At 43.1% G+C, this 19,639-nt stretch carries 24 protein-coding genes; 13 read left to right on the top strand and 11 right to left on the bottom strand.

Annotated features, from left to right (window positions below; translation table 11 throughout):
* Window positions 1–20 precede the first annotated feature (20 nt).
* Window positions 21–695 carry a GntR family transcriptional regulator gene (locus tag G4P54_RS03145; RefSeq protein WP_024714008.1) on the bottom strand — a complete coding sequence of 225 codons (675 nt, stop codon included), beginning with the start codon at window positions 693–695 and terminating at the stop codon, window positions 21–23.
* 248 nt (window positions 696–943) lie between these two features.
* Here G4P54_RS03145 and G4P54_RS03140 point away from each other — a divergent pair, with 248 nt between their 5' ends.
* Window positions 944–1,681: a sulfite exporter TauE/SafE family protein gene (locus tag G4P54_RS03140; protein WP_024714007.1), complete on the top strand. Its 738-nt coding sequence runs from the start codon at window positions 944–946 to the stop codon at window positions 1,679–1,681.
* A gap of 34 nt (window positions 1,682–1,715) precedes the next feature.
* Here G4P54_RS03140 and G4P54_RS03135 read toward each other — a convergent pair whose 3' ends face one another.
* Genes G4P54_RS03135 through G4P54_RS03125 form a run of 3 tightly spaced genes read right to left on the bottom strand, consistent with a single transcriptional unit; the run spans window position 1,716 to window position 3,366 of the window.
* A complete protein-coding gene (locus G4P54_RS03135) occupies window positions 1,716–2,924 on the bottom strand; it encodes a Bcr/CflA family efflux MFS transporter (RefSeq protein ID WP_167871742.1) in 1,209 nt (402 codons plus the stop codon).
* Window positions 2,925–2,954: 30 nt separating this feature from the next.
* A complete protein-coding gene (locus G4P54_RS03130) occupies window positions 2,955–3,125 on the bottom strand; it encodes a hypothetical protein (RefSeq protein ID WP_167871741.1) in 171 nt (56 codons plus the stop codon).
* A 34-nt stretch (window positions 3,126–3,159) separates the two neighbouring features.
* Complete coding sequence (locus G4P54_RS03125; RefSeq protein ID WP_240939726.1) at window positions 3,160–3,366, bottom strand: hypothetical protein; 207 nt, start codon at window positions 3,364–3,366, stop codon at window positions 3,160–3,162.
* Window positions 3,367–3,575: 209 nt separating this feature from the next.
* Between G4P54_RS03125 and G4P54_RS03120 the strand changes: the two genes are divergently transcribed.
* Together G4P54_RS03120 and G4P54_RS03115 are read left to right on the top strand one after the other, a co-directional pair.
* On the top strand, window positions 3,576–4,070 hold the full coding sequence (locus G4P54_RS03120; RefSeq protein WP_167871740.1) for a MarR family transcriptional regulator: 495 nt from the start codon (window positions 3,576–3,578) through the stop codon (window positions 4,068–4,070).
* A gap of 15 nt (window positions 4,071–4,085) precedes the next feature.
* Window positions 4,086–4,715 (top strand): nitroreductase family protein, encoded by a 630-nt coding sequence (locus G4P54_RS03115; RefSeq protein WP_014112842.1) that lies wholly within the window; start codon window positions 4,086–4,088, stop codon window positions 4,713–4,715.
* A 37-nt stretch (window positions 4,716–4,752) separates the two neighbouring features.
* Here G4P54_RS03115 and G4P54_RS03110 read toward each other — a convergent pair whose 3' ends face one another.
* From G4P54_RS03110 to G4P54_RS03095, 4 genes are all read right to left on the bottom strand, one after another.
* Entirely contained in the window at window positions 4,753–5,493 is a 741-nt protein-coding gene (locus G4P54_RS03110; RefSeq protein ID WP_024714004.1) for an SDR family oxidoreductase, read from the bottom strand.
* A gap of 20 nt (window positions 5,494–5,513) precedes the next feature.
* On the bottom strand, window positions 5,514–6,116 hold the full coding sequence (locus tag G4P54_RS03105) for a TetR/AcrR family transcriptional regulator (RefSeq protein WP_024714003.1): 603 nt from the start codon (window positions 6,114–6,116) through the stop codon (window positions 5,514–5,516).
* A 134-nt stretch (window positions 6,117–6,250) separates the two neighbouring features.
* Entirely contained in the window at window positions 6,251–8,908 is a 2,658-nt protein-coding gene (locus G4P54_RS03100) for an MMPL family transporter (RefSeq protein ID WP_167871739.1), read from the bottom strand.
* The gene (locus G4P54_RS03095) at window positions 8,905–9,363 is read right to left on the bottom strand and encodes a MarR family transcriptional regulator (protein ID WP_167873811.1); all 459 of its coding nucleotides are present in this window, start codon (window positions 9,361–9,363) and stop codon (window positions 8,905–8,907) included. Before G4P54_RS03095 ends, G4P54_RS03100 begins: the two co-directional genes overlap by 4 nt.
* A 163-nt stretch (window positions 9,364–9,526) precedes the next feature.
* Between G4P54_RS03095 and dinB the strand changes: the two genes are divergently transcribed.
* The 6 genes from dinB (at window position 9,527) to cotP (ending at window position 14,874) form a co-directional block, all read left to right on the top strand.
* The gene (dinB, locus tag G4P54_RS03090; RefSeq protein WP_167871738.1) at window positions 9,527–10,039 is read left to right on the top strand and encodes a damage-inducible protein DinB; all 513 of its coding nucleotides are present in this window, start codon (window positions 9,527–9,529) and stop codon (window positions 10,037–10,039) included.
* Window positions 10,040–10,218: 179 nt separating this feature from the next.
* On the top strand, window positions 10,219–11,595 hold the full coding sequence (locus G4P54_RS03085; RefSeq protein WP_167871737.1) for an amino acid permease: 1,377 nt from the start codon (window positions 10,219–10,221) through the stop codon (window positions 11,593–11,595).
* 321 nt (window positions 11,596–11,916) lie between these two features.
* The gene (gene vmlR, locus G4P54_RS03080; protein ID WP_167871736.1) at window positions 11,917–13,560 is read left to right on the top strand and encodes an ABC-F type ribosomal protection protein VmlR; all 1,644 of its coding nucleotides are present in this window, start codon (window positions 11,917–11,919) and stop codon (window positions 13,558–13,560) included.
* Between the two features lie 341 nt (window positions 13,561–13,901).
* The gene (locus G4P54_RS03075; protein ID WP_167871735.1) at window positions 13,902–14,174 is read left to right on the top strand and encodes a spore germination protein; all 273 of its coding nucleotides are present in this window, start codon (window positions 13,902–13,904) and stop codon (window positions 14,172–14,174) included.
* A gap of 13 nt (window positions 14,175–14,187) precedes the next feature.
* Window positions 14,188–14,430 (top strand): spore germination protein, encoded by a 243-nt coding sequence (locus G4P54_RS03070; protein ID WP_024713996.1) that lies wholly within the window; start codon window positions 14,188–14,190, stop codon window positions 14,428–14,430.
* A gap of 12 nt (window positions 14,431–14,442) precedes the next feature.
* Window positions 14,443–14,874 (top strand): spore coat protein CotP, encoded by a 432-nt coding sequence (gene cotP, locus G4P54_RS03065; protein ID WP_024713995.1) that lies wholly within the window; start codon window positions 14,443–14,445, stop codon window positions 14,872–14,874.
* Between the two features lie 10 nt (window positions 14,875–14,884).
* On the opposite strand, the gene G4P54_RS03060 is transcribed toward cotP, so the two are convergent.
* Window positions 14,885–15,592: a DUF421 domain-containing protein gene (locus tag G4P54_RS03060; protein ID WP_167871734.1), complete on the bottom strand. Its 708-nt coding sequence runs from the start codon at window positions 15,590–15,592 to the stop codon at window positions 14,885–14,887.
* Between the two features lie 214 nt (window positions 15,593–15,806).
* Here G4P54_RS03060 and G4P54_RS03055 point away from each other — a divergent pair, with 214 nt between their 5' ends.
* The 4 genes from G4P54_RS03055 to G4P54_RS03045 all read left to right on the top strand — a co-directional run bounded on the left by G4P54_RS03055 (window position 15,807) and on the right by G4P54_RS03045 (window position 17,568).
* Window positions 15,807–16,391 carry a DUF421 domain-containing protein gene (locus G4P54_RS03055; protein WP_167871733.1) on the top strand — a complete coding sequence of 195 codons (585 nt, stop codon included), beginning with the start codon at window positions 15,807–15,809 and terminating at the stop codon, window positions 16,389–16,391.
* A 125-nt stretch (window positions 16,392–16,516) separates the two neighbouring features.
* A complete protein-coding gene (locus tag G4P54_RS03050) occupies window positions 16,517–16,756 on the top strand; it encodes a spore germination protein (RefSeq protein WP_024713992.1) in 240 nt (79 codons plus the stop codon).
* Window positions 16,757–16,805: 49 nt separating this feature from the next.
* Window positions 16,806–17,099, top strand: coding sequence for a hypothetical protein (locus G4P54_RS21205; protein ID WP_240939723.1), 294 nt, complete (start codon window positions 16,806–16,808; stop codon window positions 17,097–17,099).
* 232 nt (window positions 17,100–17,331) lie between these two features.
* Window positions 17,332–17,568, top strand: a complete 237-nt coding sequence (locus G4P54_RS03045) for a spore germination protein (protein ID WP_167871732.1) — start codon at window positions 17,332–17,334, stop codon at window positions 17,566–17,568.
* A 1,043-nt stretch (window positions 17,569–18,611) separates the two neighbouring features.
* On the opposite strand, the gene G4P54_RS03040 is transcribed toward G4P54_RS03045, so the two are convergent.
* Window positions 18,612–18,950, bottom strand: coding sequence for a thioredoxin family protein (locus G4P54_RS03040; RefSeq protein ID WP_167871731.1), 339 nt, complete (start codon window positions 18,948–18,950; stop codon window positions 18,612–18,614).
* A gap of 179 nt (window positions 18,951–19,129) precedes the next feature.
* Window positions 19,130–19,519 (bottom strand): DoxX family protein, encoded by a 390-nt coding sequence (locus G4P54_RS03035; RefSeq protein ID WP_007609195.1) that lies wholly within the window; start codon window positions 19,517–19,519, stop codon window positions 19,130–19,132.
* Window positions 19,520–19,639: the final 120 nt, after the last annotated feature.

Raw genomic sequence — 19,639 nt, 5'->3', positions numbered from 1 at the left:
TTGGTACCTGATCACGAAAATCAATTCTCTTTTCCTTCCTCAAGCACTCGCTTCAAATGCTCACAGTCATGATTGAAATGAGCCATCACATACTGTTTGGCCGCTTCTTTGTTTTTCTTTTTCACTTCTTCAAATATCTTGCGGTGTTCATTCAGTATCGTTTCTGCACGGTGATCGCCGGTATAATTGAGAATTCTGCAAAAGTGAATCAGATCATTTACATGTTCAAGCAGATTTTTCAAATGCCGGTTATGGCTGAAATCAACAAGCAGCTCATGAAACTTTTGGTTTAAACGGATAATTTCCGTATCTTCCGTGCCATTGTGAATGGCTTTCTCTGTTGCTTCAAGCTGTTTTTCAAGTATGGCAAGCTCTTCTTCAGCCGCTTCGTCTATGACTAATTCGACTGCCAGCTGCTCCAGCGGAATTCTGATTTTATAAATTTCATCAACATCTTTTGCCGTTAACGACGTGATAGAAAATCCATTTCGGTCATCTGCTTTTAACAAACCGTCTTTCTCAAGCAGCCGCATCGCTTCCCTTATCGGTGAGCGGCTGACGCCAAAGCTTTTCGCCAGCTGTGTTTCGTTTATCCGTTCCCCCGGCTTAAAAGTCCCGTTGAAGATCATTTTTTTCAGCTGGTTATAAAATTGCAGGTAGTAAGGAGTCGGTTTGTCTAATTTAAAATCGTCCATATATAATACCTCTTTTGAATATATTCAAGGGCTTTTCTTCATCAAAATCATATAACAGATAGTAATGGGAAGCAACAAACAGCCTTGTCAGATCTCACAAATTAAGGTACGATATGTTTGCTGAACGACGGTCGACGGACTACTGACAACTGAAAAATCCGCGTGTTTTTCATCGTCAATAGGACACCATACCTCCGCCAAAATAGCGCACTATTATATTTTTATATCTTTTCAATGGAGGACAAAATATGCTCATTATTCTTGTTATGTTTCTTCTCGGAATTATTTTAGGTTTTATTGGTGCCGGGGGAGCAGGCTTTGTCATTGCACTTTTAACGCTTCTTTTCCATATTCCGATTCATACGGCGCTGGGCACTTCCCTCGCCGGCATGGCTTTCACCAGCTTATCAGGGGCGTACAGCCACTATCGTGAGGGCAACATTCAAATAAAAATCGGCTTAACAGTGGGATGCTTTGCTGCGGTTGGCTCATTTTTCGGCGCCAAGCTGACATCTTTTATTCCGGCTGATTTGCTTCACTACTTGACGGCCGGGATGTTGTTTTTATCAGCGATTCTTATCTTAATCAGATTGTTTCTTTTAAAAGAGAAGGCTCAAATGAATCAGAGCACTCTTTCAACGTATACGAGAGCGGTCATCTTAGGAATTGTAGCCGGCATTCTTTCCGGCACGTTCGGCATTGGCTCGGCGCCTTTTATTCAAATCGGTTTAATGATTATGCTGAATCTGTCCATCCGCCATTCCGTCGGAACGACGATGCTTGTGATCATTCCTCTCGCTGTGGGAGGAGGCATCGGATATATCTCAGAAGGATTTGTCGATTATGTCCTGCTGATCAAAGTTCTGGTTGGCACAATGTGCGGTGCCTATGTAGGCGCGAAGTTCACCAACCTTATGCCAAAGGCGGTCTTAAAATCAGCCATCTTTTTGACTCCGGCGATTGCGGGCCTGCTGTTGTTATTCTAAATAAACAAAAAACCTGACGTGACGTCAGGTTTTTTTATGAGTTTTGCTCCGCTCGTTCTTTCGTTAATCCAAAAAACGCGAGCGAGCCGATGACCGCTGTCACAAACATGATCGCTCCCATTGGAATGGCTGTTGTCTCATTAATGCCTACTAGCGGCGACACGATCGAACCGAGGAGCAGCGGAAGCATGCCAAGCATCGCACTTGCGCTCCCGGCGCGGTGCCCCTGCTTTTCCATGGCCAGCGTAAACGTGCTGGTCAGAACCATGCCGATCGTAATCATGTAAATGAAAATGGATATGACTAATGCAGCAAGCGGGCCGTGAATCATCGTCATGGTCAAAAGCACAGCAGTCGCAATCATAGCCGTAATGGCCGCCGTGCGAAGGAGACTTTTTTCATGAATGATTCCGCCAAAGCGCCCGATAATAAAGCTGCCCGATATAATCGCCAGGCCGTTAATGCCGAAAAGAATACTAAACACCTGCGGCGACACTCCGTAGATATCCTGGTATACAAAAGGCGTGCCTGACACATATGCGAAGCTTCCCCCGTGAATAAATCCGACCGTTAACGCGTACCCCATAAAGGACCGATCTTTCAGCAGGCTGCCCATCGTTTTAACAGATGTTCCGATTGAGCTTGGAATCCGTTTTTCCGGCGGCAGCGTTTCTTTTAGCCTCAATGCAATCAGAAGAACAAGTAAAAATCCGATGATCATTAACACGTGAAAAATTGTGTGCCATGATGCGAACGGCAAAAGCAAAATGGCACCGCCTGTCATAGGCGCGACCATTGGCGCAACAGCTGTAATCACCATTAGCAGCGAGAAAAATTTAGAAAGCTCTCTTCCGGTAAACACATCGCGGACGATGGCGCGAGACAGCACAAGCCCTGCGGAAGCGGTAAATCCCTGTAAAAAACGCGCGGCCACTAATGTTGTAATATTGGGCGACAGCGCACAAAACAGAGACGATAACGCAAATAAAAAAATACAGATTAATAGCGGTTTCCGCCTTCCCTGTGCATCACTGACCGGCCCAACGATCAGCTGGCCGATCGTCAGCCCAACCAGACAGGCTGTTAAACTTAATTGTACAAGTGAAGCATTTGCTGATAAATCATCCGCGATTTCAGGAAAACTCGGCAAATACATATCTATATTAAGCGGGCCCAATATAGCAAGCATGCCGAGCAAAAACGCCAATGCCAAGCGTTCTTTTCCAGTTGGATTGTGCAGCATGTTATCAAACCTTCCCTTCAACCTAGTCCCTCATCTAAAATGGATGTCAGCTCCAACGATGGATTGAAGCTGTAAAACATTTGTATATTGTATCATAACTTTCAGCCTGTGAAAGCCGCTTAAAGCTTGAATGAAAGACAGAAAAAAATCAGGGTTTTTCAGCCCTGATCCGGGAAGTGCCAAGCCTATTTTTTGGCCCATAATCGCACACCCGCCATAAGAAGTACACCGCTAATCACAGTAATGAAGTGGTCACCGCAAAATCAAGTCCGAACGATTCCGGATCGGTAATCCGCTTGCCAAAAACAGCACCTGCCACACAAGACAGCACCCGGCACGCATACCCTGTAAGATTTAAGCCGAACATCCAGCGGCCGTTAATCGGCTCGTGTTTGACAATCTTATTGGAAGCAACACCGAACGATTCACCTGTCACCATCATCAGGAGCACATGCTCTCTTTCGGAGACGCCTTGCAGTTGGCAGGATCAACTCCGCACAGCTGCATCAACTCGTCTGAAGAAACGGCCAGCTTTTTTCTGCTGATGTTTTATTCCGAGCCGCAAGGATGACAAAAACCTCCCAGTTTTCATCTCCGGGAGGTTTAAATGTGCAAATGGCTTGCAATATGAAATCAATCGTTGTATATTAATTGACGTGTCAATCATTGATATATCAATTAATAGTTTTGACAAGAAGGAAGGGATGGGTTTTGGCGTCATTTTGTTCAGAAGAAGCCGAGATTTTATATCAGCTGCAAGGCGTGAACAAGGTGATTGGCGTGAAGTTCGAAGCATGCACGGGCATCAGCCAATCTCGTTTGGAATTGCTGACATTGCTTTATCATGCAGATGAGATCAGTCAAAGCGACCTTCAAAAGAAAGTAAATATTGATGGCGCAGCCGTCACGAGACATCTGAAACAGCTGGAAGCCAAAGGCATGGTCTCAAGACGGCGTAAGCCTGAGGACAACCGCATCACCCTTGTTCGATTGACAGACCAAGGAAGAGAGCGAATCGAGTCCTCCAAGAAAGAAAAGGAGCGTTTCATGAAGGAAATGCTCGCAAATGTAAGTGCAGACGAGCGCCGCCTGCTCATTGATGTGCTGGCGCGCATGCGGAACAACATAAACAATATTGAAGCATAAGAGGAGTGTATCAACATGATAAAAACAAATGATTTTATGGAGATTATGAAAGGCCGCCGTTCTATTCGCAACTATGATCCGACAGTGAAAATCAGTAAAGAAGAAATGACAGAAATCTTAGAGGAAGCAACAACCGCACCTTCTTCTGTTAACGCACAGCCATGGCGTTTTCTCGTCATTGACAGCCCGGAAGGAAAAGAAAAGCTCGCACCGCTCGCAAGCTTTAACCAAACACAAGTCACAACATCATCTGCTGTCATCGCTGTATTTGCAGACATGAACAATGCAGACTACTTAGAAGAAATTTATTCTAAAGCCGTTGAACTCGGTTACATGCCGCAGGAGGTCAAAGACAGACAAATCGCCGCGCTGACTGCTCATTTTGAAAAGCTTCCGGCACAGGTGAACCGTGAAACGATCCTGATTGACGGTGGTCTTGTTTCAATGCAGCTGATGCTGACTGCACGCGCGCACGGTTACGATACAAACCCGATCGGCGGTTACGATAAAGAAAACATCGCAGAAACATTCGGACTAGATAAAGAACGTTATGTACCGGTCATGCTTCTTTCTATCGGAAAAGCAGCAGACGAAGGCTACGCTTCCTACCGTCTGCCGATTGATACAATTGCAGAGTGGAAATAAAACAAAGAGCCCAGGGATATGTCCCGGGCTCTTTGTTTTAAATAAAGCCGCCGTTCACGCGGATCGTCTGGCCTGTAATCCATTGTGATTTTTCACTTACAAGGAACTCGATGACATTTGCAATATCTTCGGGTTCGCCAATACGGCCGAGTGCGACGGTCTTTTTCAGGCCTTCAATTTGCTGCTCGGTTTTGCCCACAGTAAACAGCTCAGTGTTCACCGGCCCAGGCGCAACCGCGTTAATGGTAATTTGCTTTACAGCTAATTCTTTTGCAAGCTGGCGGGTGAATTGCTCGACCGCCCCTTTTGTTCCCGCGTATACGCTGTACGTCGGAAACATTTGACCGACGACGGATGTCGAGAAGTTGATGATTCTCCCCTTTTCCTCCATGTATTTCATCGCTTGCTGGCAGGCGAAAAACGTTCCTTTTACATTGAGATTAAACTGCTTGTCGAAGTCTTCCTCTGTGACTTCTTCGATTGGCTGATAAATATTGACGCCCGCATTGTTGATTAAAATATCTACTTTTCCAAAGGCCTCGATGGTTTTTGTAAACAACGACTCGACGCCGGCTACCTTGCTGAGGTCGGCTTGGATGGCTACAGCTTCTCCGCCCTTTTTCTTAATGCCTTCCACAGCCTCTTCCGCTTTTTCCGGGCTGCTTGAAAAATTAACTGCGACTTTGATGCCGAGATCAGCCAGCTGTTCGGCAATCGCACGGCCTATCCCTCTTGAAGCCCCCGTTACTATCGCTGTTTTTCCTTTCACCTGTTCCATGTATGTCACCCTCCGATTGATTACGATTTTTCTGTAAAAGCCAAAAAACCATTTTCAAGCAATGACCAAACACTTTCAAATTCCTCTTCAATCGTGCCTTTTTTCCACTCGTACGCATGAGCGGGATGGTGAAAACGTTCTGTTGCGAAAAAAATGCCTCGCGCGAGCACTTCATGATCATTTGATTTCGTGTCACATTCCTTCAAAAGGACACTCAGCTGCTTGACCATATGAACAATGCTATTATTGACCATCTCAGAGCATTCCCCCGTCACTTTCGCATACATGGCAAATAATTCTTCATCTTCAGCAGCATAATACTGCTTAAGTGTAAACAATTTTTTGATATAAGCTTTCACATGCGCAGCGCCTTTTAGTGAAGAATCCTCATATACAGCGGTAAGAGGCGCGATGATCTTTTCATTGAGCCACATTTCAGTCGCCGCTTCTAAAATCTCTTTTTTGCTTTTGAAATGGCGATAGATCGTTCCATGGCTTACATGTAATGCTTTCGCTACATCCGTGATTGATGTTTTGGCGACACCAAAACGCCTTAATGTTTCTTCTGTCGCTGTCAGTATTTGTTTTTTGGTTAACACGTCACCTTCTGAAGATCTATTCATAGTGCTGCGGCTTTTCAGGGCCGCATGAGACACCTCCTTGAGGACATATTAGCAGAACCAAAAACAAATGACAAATATTTATTTTTGTCATTTGTTATAAAAAAAGAGTGATGAAATTCATCACTCCTTCTCGATTATTCTTTTACTTTCTTCCTGCCAAACGGCCACCAGTTCCCTTCCCCAAAGGTCACGATGATTGCCGGCATGAACAGCGGAAGAATGACAAGGCCGTACAGCAAGAGTCCGATAATGATGACACTTGCCACCTGCATCAGCGTATTGACGCCTGAAGGCATCATCGCCGCAAACGTGCCGGCCAAAATAATGGCAGCCGTTATAATGACGGACCCCATTTTGCTCATTGATCTGACGACACCCTGCTCAATGCCCATTCGCACCTCTTCCTTAAATCGGTCCAGCAGGAAGATTGAATAATCCACGCCTAACGCGATCAAGATAACAAAGCTGAAGAACGGTACTGCCCAGCTGATGCCGGCGTTTCCTAAGCCGTTTACAAATATTAATTCTGTGATCGATATCGACGTATAGTACGTCAGCAGCAGTGACGCAATCATATAAATCGGCATGATCATGGAGCGGAACAAAATGGTTAAGACGATAAACAGGCCAATAATCATGATCACCATTGTTCTGGAGAAGTCCGTTGTGGACAGCTCTTTTAAGTCCGCGTTCATACTCGTGACCCCGCCGTATACGATCTGAGAGTCCTCGAAAGGAGTGCCGTCAACTTCGTTTGCGACGGCTTTTTTGATCTGGTTTATTGTCGCAATGGCTTGTTCTGAATAAGGATTGGAATCCAGGACGACGCTTAATTGCACGCCTTTTCCGTGTGCAAAGGAATATTGGTCAATGGCCTTCTTGAAGTCTTTGTCCTTCATAACTTGGTCAGGAAGGAATATGCCTGTATCCCTTACGGTTGGGCTTTTGCTCATGTCCTCTAACACGTCACTGGAAGCTGTCATGCCGTCAGAGACTTTTGTCAGGCCATCATTTGCGCTCTTTACGCCACCGGCAAGCTTCTTCAGGCTTTCTGACAAGGTTCCTGCTTGCGCCTGCTGGCCTGTGAGCTGCTGGTTCGCTTGTTCAAGTCCGGCTTGAACCTGGCCTAGCTGTCCGCTGATTGCTGTAAGCTGCTGTGCGGTCTGAGCAGTATTACCGGTTTGAGAAACCTGTTTGCTCACGAGCTGCAGCTGCTGATTGATTTTGCCCAAGCCCTCTGCCGCATCGCCAAGTGAACCGCCGGAGCCGCTATTTGAGGCTGAACCGGTTTGCCCCGCCATTTGATTCAATCCATTTTCTATATCTGTTAAACCGCTTTGGACATCGGCAATTCCTTTCACCGTCTTATCCAGTCCGTCTGAAACTGAGCCTAGCTGTTTATCAATATATAAATCTTTGATTTTTTCACCGGTCGGCTGCGTGATGGTCATGACAGAGTCAACATGATCGACTTTTTCGATCGCTTTGCTGATGTTTCCGAGATAAGGGATTGTATCAGCTGTTGTGAGATCTTTGTCTCCTTTCACGACAACATTGATCGGAAACGCTTTTCCTTCACCGAATCCATCCTTAATGGCCTCAAGAGCTTTTATGGATTTATAATCGCTGCTGATTTCCGCAGTCGAGTCGAATGAAATCTGGTCATCATAGGTCAAGATGAACGGAAGTGTGATCATGACCGTGATGACAATAAACAGAAACGGACGAGCGACGGAATGTCTGCCGAGAAACGCCCATAACTTATTGTCACTGTGCGACAGCACTTTCTTAGAAGGCCAGAATAATTTTTCCCCAAGTGTCACCATAAATAATGGCAGCAATGTGTAGAGGATGATCATTAGAATTCCGACACCAACTGCGACTCCCACTGCGGATTGGAAAATCGCAAACTTCGCAAATCCTAAGGCGGAAAATCCGATCAATACCGCAAATCCGCTGATAAATAAGGTTTTTCCTCCTGTACGGTAGGCGATAAGCGCCGCTTCTTTTTTGTCATGACCGTTTGCCAATTCTTCACGGAATCGGGTCAGAAGCAGAATGCAGTAATCTGTTCCGATACCGAACAGGATGGCGACTAAGAAGGTTTGGGTAAACGTCGAGATTGGAAAATCAACATTGTACACAAGGATGCCCAGTATGGATTGACTGATCAGATACGAGAAACCGACAACAACAATCGGGATAAAAGGCGTCACAACAGATCGGAACACGATCAGCAGTAAACCGATGATCAGGCAGACTGTGATCACTTCCGTTTTCTTAAGCCCTTCCTCCGAGCTGTGGGCGAAATCCTGATTGATGAGAGAAGCTCCCGTAATATACGCTGTCAAATCATCAGGGACGATTTTATAAATGTCATCCGCGATTTTTTCCGCTTTTTTATCGGAACCTGTGATCGTAACAGGAATGAGGACGGTTTTCTTGTCTTTTGATATCAATTGGTCTTTGACTTCTTTTTCCGCTGTCAGAGGAGACGTGACCTCTTCCACACCGTCGATCTTTTTGATTTTATCGATCATGGCGCGGAGCTGGTCCTCTGTTTCTTTCTTTAAAGCGTGGTTTAAAGGAAAGACTACACTGATCGAATGATTGTCTTCTCCTGCTTGTTTTAAAATGGCGTTTGCTCTTTCTGAAACAGCATCAGCGGGAAGCTGGGCCTGCCCCTTTTGATTGGCCAGCTCCGTCAAGTTCGGAGAAAATAAACTCAATACGACGGTAAGTGCCAATATAACGGCTGCAATTGCCCATTTGAATTTGATGATGGCTCTCATTCTGCAGAATCTCCTCCTTTAAATTTGCTTTTGAGAATGGTGAATATCTCTATAATGGAATTCAAATGTTCCTCGTCTATATCATCGATCAGCTCCTTAAGAGCGTTAAAGATGGCTGCATCTAACTCTTCCATGATGTGTTCACCGCTGGCTGTGATGTTAATCAGCTTAGAGCGCTTATCACTTTTCACCGGACAGTCATCCCATTCAACAAAACCCTTATCGATCAGCTTTTTCAGTCTGTTAGAAATCGCGCTCTTATGTACATTTTGATACATGGCCAGACTGCCGGGAGAGGCTGGGCCTTTGACTTTTAAGATTTTCAGCAGGTCTGCTTGTTCCTTTGAGATATGCTTGAAGACATCCTGATTGATTTCACGATGCACAAATTCTGTCCCTTCAAGCAATACTTCCACAAACAGGTTTATCGCCTGACATAGCTTTTGTTCATTCAACATCTTCCCCTCCTCATTGTAGTTTATCCCTCTAAACTTTATGATCAATGGTAATTAGTTTATTCCCCTAAACTATGTCTGTCAATATATTTTATTTTCGAATCCAACCGGAACGTTTGTTCGTTTATAATAGGAGTTATCAACGCGAAAGGGGAAAATGAACATGTCAGATTTTTTATTAAAACTGTATGAATATAACGTGTGGGCCAATCAGCAAATATTCAACCGATTAAAAGAGCTGCCAAAAGAGGTGTACCGCCAAGACATGCAAAGTGTGTTTCCGTCGATCTCCCATGTGCTGTCTCATGTGTATCTTTCTGATCTCGGCTGGATTGAAGTGTTTTCCGGCAAAAACATGAACGATGCTTTGGCGTTAGCTGAACAGCTTAAAGAGCAGACAGAGGCAAAAGAAATGGAGGAAATGGAAGACCTGTTTCTGAAGTTATCCGAGCGATATACATTATTTTTACAGCAAAAAGAACAGCTTAATAAACCTCTCCACATTCAAAACCCCTCAGGCGGAATCATGAAGACGGCTGTTTCCGAGCTGGTTCCCCACGTTGTCAATCATGGGACATACCACCGCGGCAATATCGCGGCAATGCTGCGGCAGGCAGGATACGCATCCGCTCCGACAGATTACGGGCTCTACCTGTATATAAAAAAACAAAATTAGCATAAAAGAAAGCGGCTCCTAAATGGAGCCGCTTTTTTATGGATGCATAGTCCAAATCACATTAAAATTTCTTTTCATATTTCCTGTATAGTAAAAAAGATAGAAATTTTAGTGTTATAATAATCATTAAAACATATTGCTGACTCAAATAAACAATTTTCAATGGAGGAACAAACAAAGTGACAGATGACATGAGGAAAGACAATATAAATCAGCAAAAATTGGAGAGAGGCTTAAAAAACAGGCACATCCAGCTCATCGCCATCGGCGGGGCCATTGGGACGGGTTTATTTCTCGGCTCAGGAAAATCGATTCATTTTGCCGGACCGTCGATTTTATTTGCTTATATGATCACGGGAATCATTTGCTTTTTAATTATGAGATCGCTGGGTGAACTGCTGTTATCGAATTTGAACTATCACTCCTTTGTTGATTTTGTACAAGATTATTTAGGTGATATGGCAGCCTTTATCACCGGCTGGACCTATTGGTTCTGCTGGATTTCCATTGCGATGGCTGATCTGACAGCCGTCGGGCTTTACACTCAATATTGGCTCCCGGGTGTGCCGCAATGGGTGCCCGGCTTAATCGCTCTCATTATTTTACTGATTATGAACCTGGCAACCGTCAAGCTTTTTGGAGAATTGGAATTTTGGTTTGCTTTAATTAAAGTCATTGCTATTTTGGCGCTGATCGTCATTGGCCTTGTGATGATTTTCAAAGGTTTTTCCACAAGCTCAGGGGTCTCCAGTTTCACAAATCTCTGGAGCCATGGAGGCATGTTCCCGAATGGCATTCACGGGTTTATCCTTTCATTCCAAATGGTTGTGTTCGCCTTTGTCGGCATTGAGCTGGTCGGACTTACGGCCGGTGAAACAGAAAACCCTGAAAAAGTCATCCCTAAGGCGATCAACAATATCCCTGTCCGGGTGCTGCTTTTCTATATTGGCGCTCTTCTTGTGATTATGAGCATCTATCCTTGGGATGTCATCAATCCAAGCGAAAGCCCATTCGTACAAGTATTCGTCGCCGTTGGCATCGTCGGGGCGGCAAGCATTATCAACTTTGTGGTATTGACATCTGCTGCTTCAGCTTGCAACAGCGCTGTCTTCAGTACAAGCCGTATGGTCTATTCACTGGCGAAAGATAACAATGCGCCTGAATCCATGGCAAAACTGACTCAGCGAAAAGTGCCCAGCAATGCGTTGTTCTTTTCAGCTATCGTGATTTTAATCGGTGTCACGTTAAACTACATCATGCCAGAAGGCGTATTCACCCTGATCACAAGCATTTCAACCGTCTGCTTTATCTATATTTGGGGTATTACGATCATCTGCCATATGAAATACCGAAAAACAAGACCTGAATTAGCAAAAACAAACAAGTTCAAGCTTCCGCTTTATCCGTTTACAAATTACGTGATTCTTGCGTTCTTGGCGTTTATTCTTGTAGTGCTGGCATTGGCTCAGGATACTCGTGTTTCCTTATTTGTCACACCGGTTTGGTTTATTTTGCTGATTGTGATTTATAAAGTGAGAAAAGCGAAGCATCAATAAGCTCCGCGGCTCCTGCCTCAAAAATGAGAGCAGGAGTTTTTTTGATGAAAACGACCTTTGCTTTTGAATTTGAAGGTATGCTATAGTGTGTGTAATGAAAACAAGAAGGGATGATGGGTGGACAATGATTAACTAATCTTATTTTTGCCGTTTGAAATCAATATTTCAAATCAGAAAAAATAGGATTAGTCTGCCCATTTTCTATATATACGATATAGCTATTGATAAAAAATAGCTTATTTGATCATGCAAGGCGCGGCTAATCCTTCCAACACATTTGGGAGGATTTTTTTGATTCTCCCTTTAAAGCGAGGGATATCGATGAAAGAGATCGTAACATTAACAAACGTCAGTTATGAAGTGAAGGATCTGACTGTTTTTAAAAACGTAAATGCCAGTGTTCAGCAAGGAGATATTATTGGTATTATCGGCAAAAACGGCGCTGGGAAATCTACGCTGCTGCACCTCATACACAATGACTTAGCTCCTGCACAGGGACAAATCCTGCAGCAGGATGTAAAAATGGCGGTGGTTGAACAGGAAACTGCGTCGTATTCCTTTACGGATCAGACACCCGCCGAAAAAAAACTGCTGGAGAAATGGCGTGTACCCGTTCGTGATTTCCAACAATTAAGCGGCGGCGAAAAACTGAAAGCAAGGCTGGCGAAAGGACTGTCAGACGATGCAGACCTTTTACTCTTAGATGAACCAACAAACCACCTTGATGATAAAAGCTTGCAATTTCTTATTCAAGAGCTGAAAAGTTACAGAGGGACTGTGATTCTTGTTTCTCACGATCGTTATTTTTTAGACGAAGCCGCAACAAAAATATGGTCACTTGAAGCTCAAACCCTGATTGAATTCAAAGGAAACTACTCTGGGTATATGAAGTTCCGGGAAAAGAAAAGACTCGCCCAGCAGCGTGAATATGAAAAGCAGCAAAAAACGGCAGAACGGATTGAAGCGCAAATGAATAAGCTTGCTTCATGGTCGGAAAAAGCCCATGCCCAATCGACGAAAAAGGAAGGGTTTAAAGAATATCACCGTGTCAAAGCGAAGCGTACGGACGCCCAAATTAAATCCAAGCGGAAGCGGCTTGAACAAGAGCTGGAAAAAGCAAAGGCGGAACCCGTTGAGCCGGAATATACTGTCAGTTTTTCAATTGATACGACCAAAAAAACAGGAAAACGCTTTTTAGAAGTTCAGCATGTAACGAAGGCTTTTGGCGAAAAAATCCTCTTTCAAAACGCACATTTTACAATTCAGCACGGCGAAAAAGTTGCGATCATAGGCCCCAATGGCAGCGGAAAAACAACATTGCTGAAAATCATTCTGGGACAGGAAACGGCTGAGGGAAGTGTATGGGTGTCTCCATCCGCAAATATCGGCTATTTAACGCAGGAAGTGTTTGATTTGCCTTTAGAACAAACACCTGAAGAGCTATTTCATAATGAAACATACAAAGCAAGAGGACACGTTCAAACCCTGATGAGACACTTAGGTTTTACAGCTTCTCAATGGACGGAGCCGATCAAGCATATGAGTATGGGTGAGCGGGTAAAGGTCAAGCTGATGGCGTATATGCTGGAGGAAAAAGACGTGCTGATTTTAGACGAGCCGACAAACCATCTCGACCTGCCGTCACGCGAGCAGCTGGAAGAAACACTGTCACACTATAGCGGCACATTGCTGGCGGTGTCACATGACCGCTACTTTCTCGAAAAAACAACAAGCAGTAAACTCGTCATCTCGGACAATGGCATCAAAAAGCAATTGAGTGACGTTCCAGCGGAAAGAAATAACCGGGAGGAGCTTCGGTTAAAGCTTGAGACAGAAAGACAAGAAGTACTGGGAAAGCTCAGTTTTATGACGCCGAATGATAAAGGCTATAAGGAGCTGGATCAGGCTTTCACTGAACTTACGAAGCGGATGAAAGAGCTGGATCAATCAGATCAAGAAGACTGAATGGGGATCGCATTGAATGATAGGAAAAAGGACAACCGCCGTTGTCCTTTTTTCTTTATATTTTCAAAACCTCCGTGATCTTAACATCAAGTATGAAACAATAACGTATGGAGTGTTGGCTTACTGCGCACCCGCTCCGACTCTTGCATTCTCTCCTTTATTTTTAGGAATTCATTCAGGTGTTTTTCAGTTGTTTCTTTCCTTTTGCATTTGATTTCAAAATGAATTTTTTTAACGAGCATCACTCCCGGGCGAGGCAGAGTTTCGCCTATAATTACAAGGAACAATTGGGTGCGGCGGCGCATACTGTACTGTACAGAATCATGGAAGGGTGTGATAGGATGCCGTCTGCAGTAATCAACCTGTATTATTTGAAGATCAACAGCATTTCGGGCAATGGTTCAATTACAATAGGCGAAGCCGCATATAACAGCCCTACCAACAACCAAAAATCTCAAGGAACCAATTCTTCTTTCGGTGATACATCACCTACAGAATCCGTAATGGAAAATTTCTTAAACGATCCTGATGTAAATGACCAGACATCTATCGGCAACTCTGATACATCCAATGTTAATGCTCCTCCGATTGCACCACCGCCAATTTTAGACTAAAGGGGTTTCGTTTATGCCATATCAAATTAACATCGCAAATATTAAGATCAACGGCGTCACGCAAAACGGAAATATAGATGTCGGCCCAACCGTGCACAACAGCCATACAGCGAACAGCAAATACTTTGGAGCAAACTTTTCCTTAGGTGATCTTTCGCCAACGTCTTCACTTTTAAACACTGGAAATATTGATTCAGACGTCAGTGACCAGGACCAAATCGGAAACCCTTCTGCACCGATTTCAAATCAAGTTTAAGGAGAATTTCATATGGATTTCGAAAAAATTCGAAAGTGGCTTGAGATTACGAATGAATATAAGCAAAGTGACTTTTGGACAAATGTGCTTAAGTATAAAGCTCCTCAGCAATTTTTTAATTCCGATGCTTCTACGCTCGTTTATGACTTTTATCAAGATGAAGAGTATAACTTTATCATTGTGGAAATGCCCGGCGTGTATGAGGAGGAATTAACGATCCGCTTACTTTCTAAAACCGAGCTGCTGATCAAAGGAACCGTCACGCCGGTTTTCCCCGCCGAAATGGAGGTGCAGCGTGAACGGTATTACGGCGAAATTGAGCGGACGATTCAGCTTCCTGAAGCCACTGAATTTCATTTATTACAATTTCAGATGTTAAACGGACTGCTGCACATTTCGTACCCAAGACATGTCGAAAACATTGCGTTCACTAAAGGGCTTTAATAGGCCTTCCTCATTCTTTATCGATAGGGACTGATATATGGTCTTTATATTGATCCACATAAATATGCCCATTGCCGAGCAAAACCGCGTATACGATATCTTTTACCGTTACATCTCTTTTTTGCAATTCTTCAAAAAGCCAGGATTCCGTCAAATGATTTTGCATCAAATTATTCTCAATGATTTTTCCGTCCACAATCAGCTCTATCGGCAGTTTATTCTCACTATTAACCTCGATCATTAAATCCTGTTTTGTCACATACCGGAATTGCGGTTTTCTTAACACAGTCAGCTGGCCATTCGTCTCAAGGATCGCAAAAAGAACTTCTTCGATATTGAAAATTTCCTTTTCACGCAATTGCTGATTTAAATAGTCAAGTGTATAACGCATTTTCCTCATATTTGATTCGAGTATCTTCCCGTTTTGAATAAGTACTGTTGGATCGCCGGCAAAGAATTTTCTCAGCTTCCTGTTCTTTATCGCCAGAAACGAAATAAGAAAAATGGTCAGCACAAAAATGCTAAACGAAATGGCCATATTGTGAGGTTTGATTTTGGTATTGTATGCCAGCCCGGCAGCAATCGCCCCCAGTGTGATCGCTGCAATAAAATCAAAAATCGTCATCTGAGAGATCGTCTGCTTGCCTAAAACTCTTTCTGCAATTAACAACAAGCCAACGCTGGCAACGGTTCTAATGACAACTTCTATTTCAATCATATTAAGGCACTCCCCAATTACCAAATGGTTTGGATAAAAATCTCCTGCTGATGTCATTGTTTAACTTATTGTATCCATCTATACCAATAACATTGGCCAGACCAAAATATCGTGTACATACAGAATGAATCGTCAGCCTTTCGGATATATTAAATCGCGAATGGCTGCATAGCCGCTTCATGACAAATCCATTACTCATTGGTCAGGTGGTCGCATGAATTTTACTTGGGAAGCTTTTGTTCTCATTATAGCCGGAGTTATTTTACTCAGAATTTCAGGAAGAAAATCAATCGCACAAATGACCTCAACTCAAACGGTTGTCATGATTTCTATCGGAACCATTATCGTTCAGCCAATCATTGAAAACAGCCTCGTCAAAACATTGATCGGCGCGGCGATTTTCACAACGACACTTATCCTTATGGAATGGCTTCAGATTCGATTTAACATAATTGAAAAGATGCTAACCGGAAAGGCAAAAATTGTGATTGAAAACGGGCAGCTTCATATTGAAAATTTAAAGAGGATGAGACTTACAGCTGATCAGCTTGAAATGCAGCTGAGACTCCATGGCGTAACAGCCATACAAGATGTCAAAAAAGCGACATTAGAAGCAAACGGCCAATTGGGATTAGAATTAACCGCTGATGCTAAGCCTTTAACAGTCAGAGATCTCAAACAACTCATTCACCCGGATTTCTTAAGGAAGGACGGACAAGCCCAGAATTCAGGCAATCAGAATATTTTTGATGAAATTGGTAAAAAGCATAAAAAAGAGACCCCTAAAAAACTGCATTAAAAAGCGCTTGGGGATTTATGTAGTTTTATGTCTATCACCGTATGTTTTTGCCGTTTTGTTTAAGCAGTTGCCGCTCATATGCCATATTGTATAAACAGCAATAATCGAGAGGAGAAGAGAGATGAATGATGAGATGCACTGTAATTATTCATTCGATATCCGGAAACAGCGTTTTCAATAATGGCTCTGCACTTTCTATCAGCCCGTTCTCTGTGTCTAAAACAACAGAGGGTGCCGGAGGAGGCAATACAGGAATGGTTTTTGAACGCACCTTTTCCAGTCAAACAAACTCCTCAAACAACCAAGCCTTTAATCAAAATATCGCAAATGCGATTCAAGAACTGATGAACCAGATTTTAACGTAGATTTTTCATCGTTTACCAAACCAGATATTTTCACTTACTGAGGTGCCGTATGTATTTTCCAAATATCCACACAAACTTTTGGGATGCCGTGATAGCTGTTCCAACAATCATCTTGATCACCCAAATTCTCAAAATGTTGCTGAAGATCCCCAAAACATTTGTCCCGTCCGCCGCCTTGATAATAGGCCTAGCCATTTCGATTTTTATAAGCCATCGACACAGCCTCTTTTCCGGCATATTTATGGGCTGGTTTTACGGCTACGCCGCTATCGGTTCCTACTCATCTTTGAAAACCACAATCATATCCTTTAGGCAAAATAAAAATGAAACGCCAAATTCTTAGATGACAATCATGATCTGCCGCCTGAACTTAGTCAGGCGGCTATTCGAGCGGAATCTTGCTGTTCAAAGAATATGTTCTCTCTCATCGCTGTCTTGAAGTTACATATAATTTTTACCGTTAAGTTTAAGCTAATATCTAAAAATGAAATATCCTATGAGTACAAATCCAAAATAATAGATTGTCAGCGGTCTCGGTGTGTCATGTATTTATGAATGAAAGGAGCCTTTGGAGCATGCGATCTCAAATCAACATCTCAAATTTCACCATAAACGGAATCACACAAAACGCCAATGCCGATATTGGGCAAAACTTGCAAAACAGCCATACAGCGAACAGCAAGAATTACGGAGTGAATTTTACACTGGGCGATTATTCCCCCTCTACTTCGATTATCTTTTCAGTAAATTTTGATAATGATAAAAGTGATCAAGGACAGACTGATAACCCCTCTTCACCTAGTGAGGAATAAAAAGACGCACAAAAAAAAGAACTCGTTCTGAGTTCTTTTTCATCTTACTTCTTAGGTTTGTCTTGTTTGATGTGAGGCTTCTTTGCTGAAAAGCCCAATGACATTCCACAGGATGAGCGCGGAAGTTATGATGAGGTGAAGGGTACTGATGTGTTGATGGGTAAATAACTTATATCCCAAGACTGCTCCTAATGCTATGATGCAGAAAAGATTAATCCATTTGCTCCAGCCCAATTTCAAAAAGCTCCTTTTTGTTTAACTGTTCAATGCCAAACAAATCTTTGGCCCATTTCATTATGACTGATAAAGAAGCGAAAAGATATAAAAAATTCCCAATTCATTCCTTAAATCTTTCTTAACAGCCTATGTGCCCAAGCCTGTTCATTCATTAAACTTGCGATTTTCTTTTCGTCGATATATAGAATCTGTTTGAGCTGATTCCTTACTAATGTTTGCCGCAACAGTGAATGATTTTGGCTCATGTGAATTTCGAATCCTTTTACTCCTTTATGTAAGCCCGCCAAAAATGCAGGATCTACATCATCTCATTTGTGCGAGCTGTCCGGACTTTCATACTTCAATACAAGTCTTCATAGAGTCAGCCAGTTCTTTCTCATCCTCTAAAAGCTCCCCATAAACGTGATCCGCTGTGTCTTTCCAACAGGCATTGTCAGCACTCATCAAGAGCGGTAAGTGGTTGCAAACAGCATGCCTTCATTCATTGAAAACAACGTGGCAAAACCGTTTTCCCGGATGACATCATGAGCTTCTGATTCGGTAAGTTGAAATGGGGCTGAATAAACCTCCTTTCTGGTTAAGGAGCGAACTGACATTTTCAAAGGTACGGATTTGAATAAATACATATGTCGCAGTAAAAAATATGATTTTTGCTTTTCACCATGATCGTCCTAAATACAAACAGCCATCTTACATCACGCATGGTATCCAGCTCTTAAAACAAGCATGGAGGGCAGTGTGACACAATCCCTATCATGACAAAAAGCCCCTTAAAGGGGGCTTTTCATTTATAAAGTATAAACACTTTATTCATCTTGATATATCTGATAAACCCTTTTCAGCCTTTCTTCGAGCTGTTCAAAATGAACAAAGCGGGCTTCTCTCAGAAACTCAGTCCCATCAATGAACAAAAGAAGCACTGGGACAGTGAAGACTGAAAATCTGCCGGCAACCTCTTCTACCTCGTCAGCATTGATATGCCCCAATTTGATATGTGGAAACTGATCCAATACTTTTCTGAGCTGCGGGAGAACAGCGTGACATACTGTACAGGCGGGTCTTGAAATGTAGATAAAACTGAATCGGTGCTGTTTAATAAAATTCTCTATAGAATCTAATGAATGTAAGTCTGTCAGCTCTTTCATCAAAACCCTCCTTCAAATCGGCCCGTCTTTCATGAACAAGCTCATCCATACGCGTACATTCACTATACACATTTATATGGATCATATCCGCTTTTTTGCTTTGCAGAGCACCTTAATGTTGTGCTTGAAAAATAAAAGAACAGTTACTGCTTTTCAGTAACTGTTCTTAGATCCTTATATTAAAAATGCAAAGCGTAAGCTCCTGAACCGATAAGTGCAACTCCGATGGAGACTGCAATCAGCACCAAGTTATATTCAAAACCGCCGGCACCGTTCGCAAACCCTTTCGCTCCATGGACTTTTACAATGGCACCTAACATAATGATCGTTATGATAGCAGCTCCAAGCGGGAGGAATACACCTAAAATAAATAAAATTCCGCTTGCGAGTTCCCCGAGGCCTGATAAAGCGGCCGCGGCATTGCCTGGTTTAACTCCAATTGATTCGAACCATTGTCCGGTTCCTTTAATCCCGTATCCGCCAAACCAGCCGAATAATTTTTGTGATCCATAAAACAGAAACACCACACCAATCATGATACGAATAAGCAACAATCCTGCATCTTCCATTTTTAATCTCTCCTCGTTTTTGTTGTAATATGATATGCTGAAAGGCAGCAGTCTGATTCTTTTCAAGTACCGGCCAGCAACATCGGTTGAATACATGTCTCTTTCTTTTTCTTCATGCGT

Source organism: Bacillus tequilensis, assembly GCF_012225885.1.
In the GTDB taxonomy this organism is placed as follows: domain Bacteria; phylum Bacillota; class Bacilli; order Bacillales; family Bacillaceae; genus Bacillus; species Bacillus tequilensis.
The sequence above is the reverse complement of the archived record's forward strand: the minus strand, read 5'-3'. Positions and strand labels throughout refer to the sequence as shown.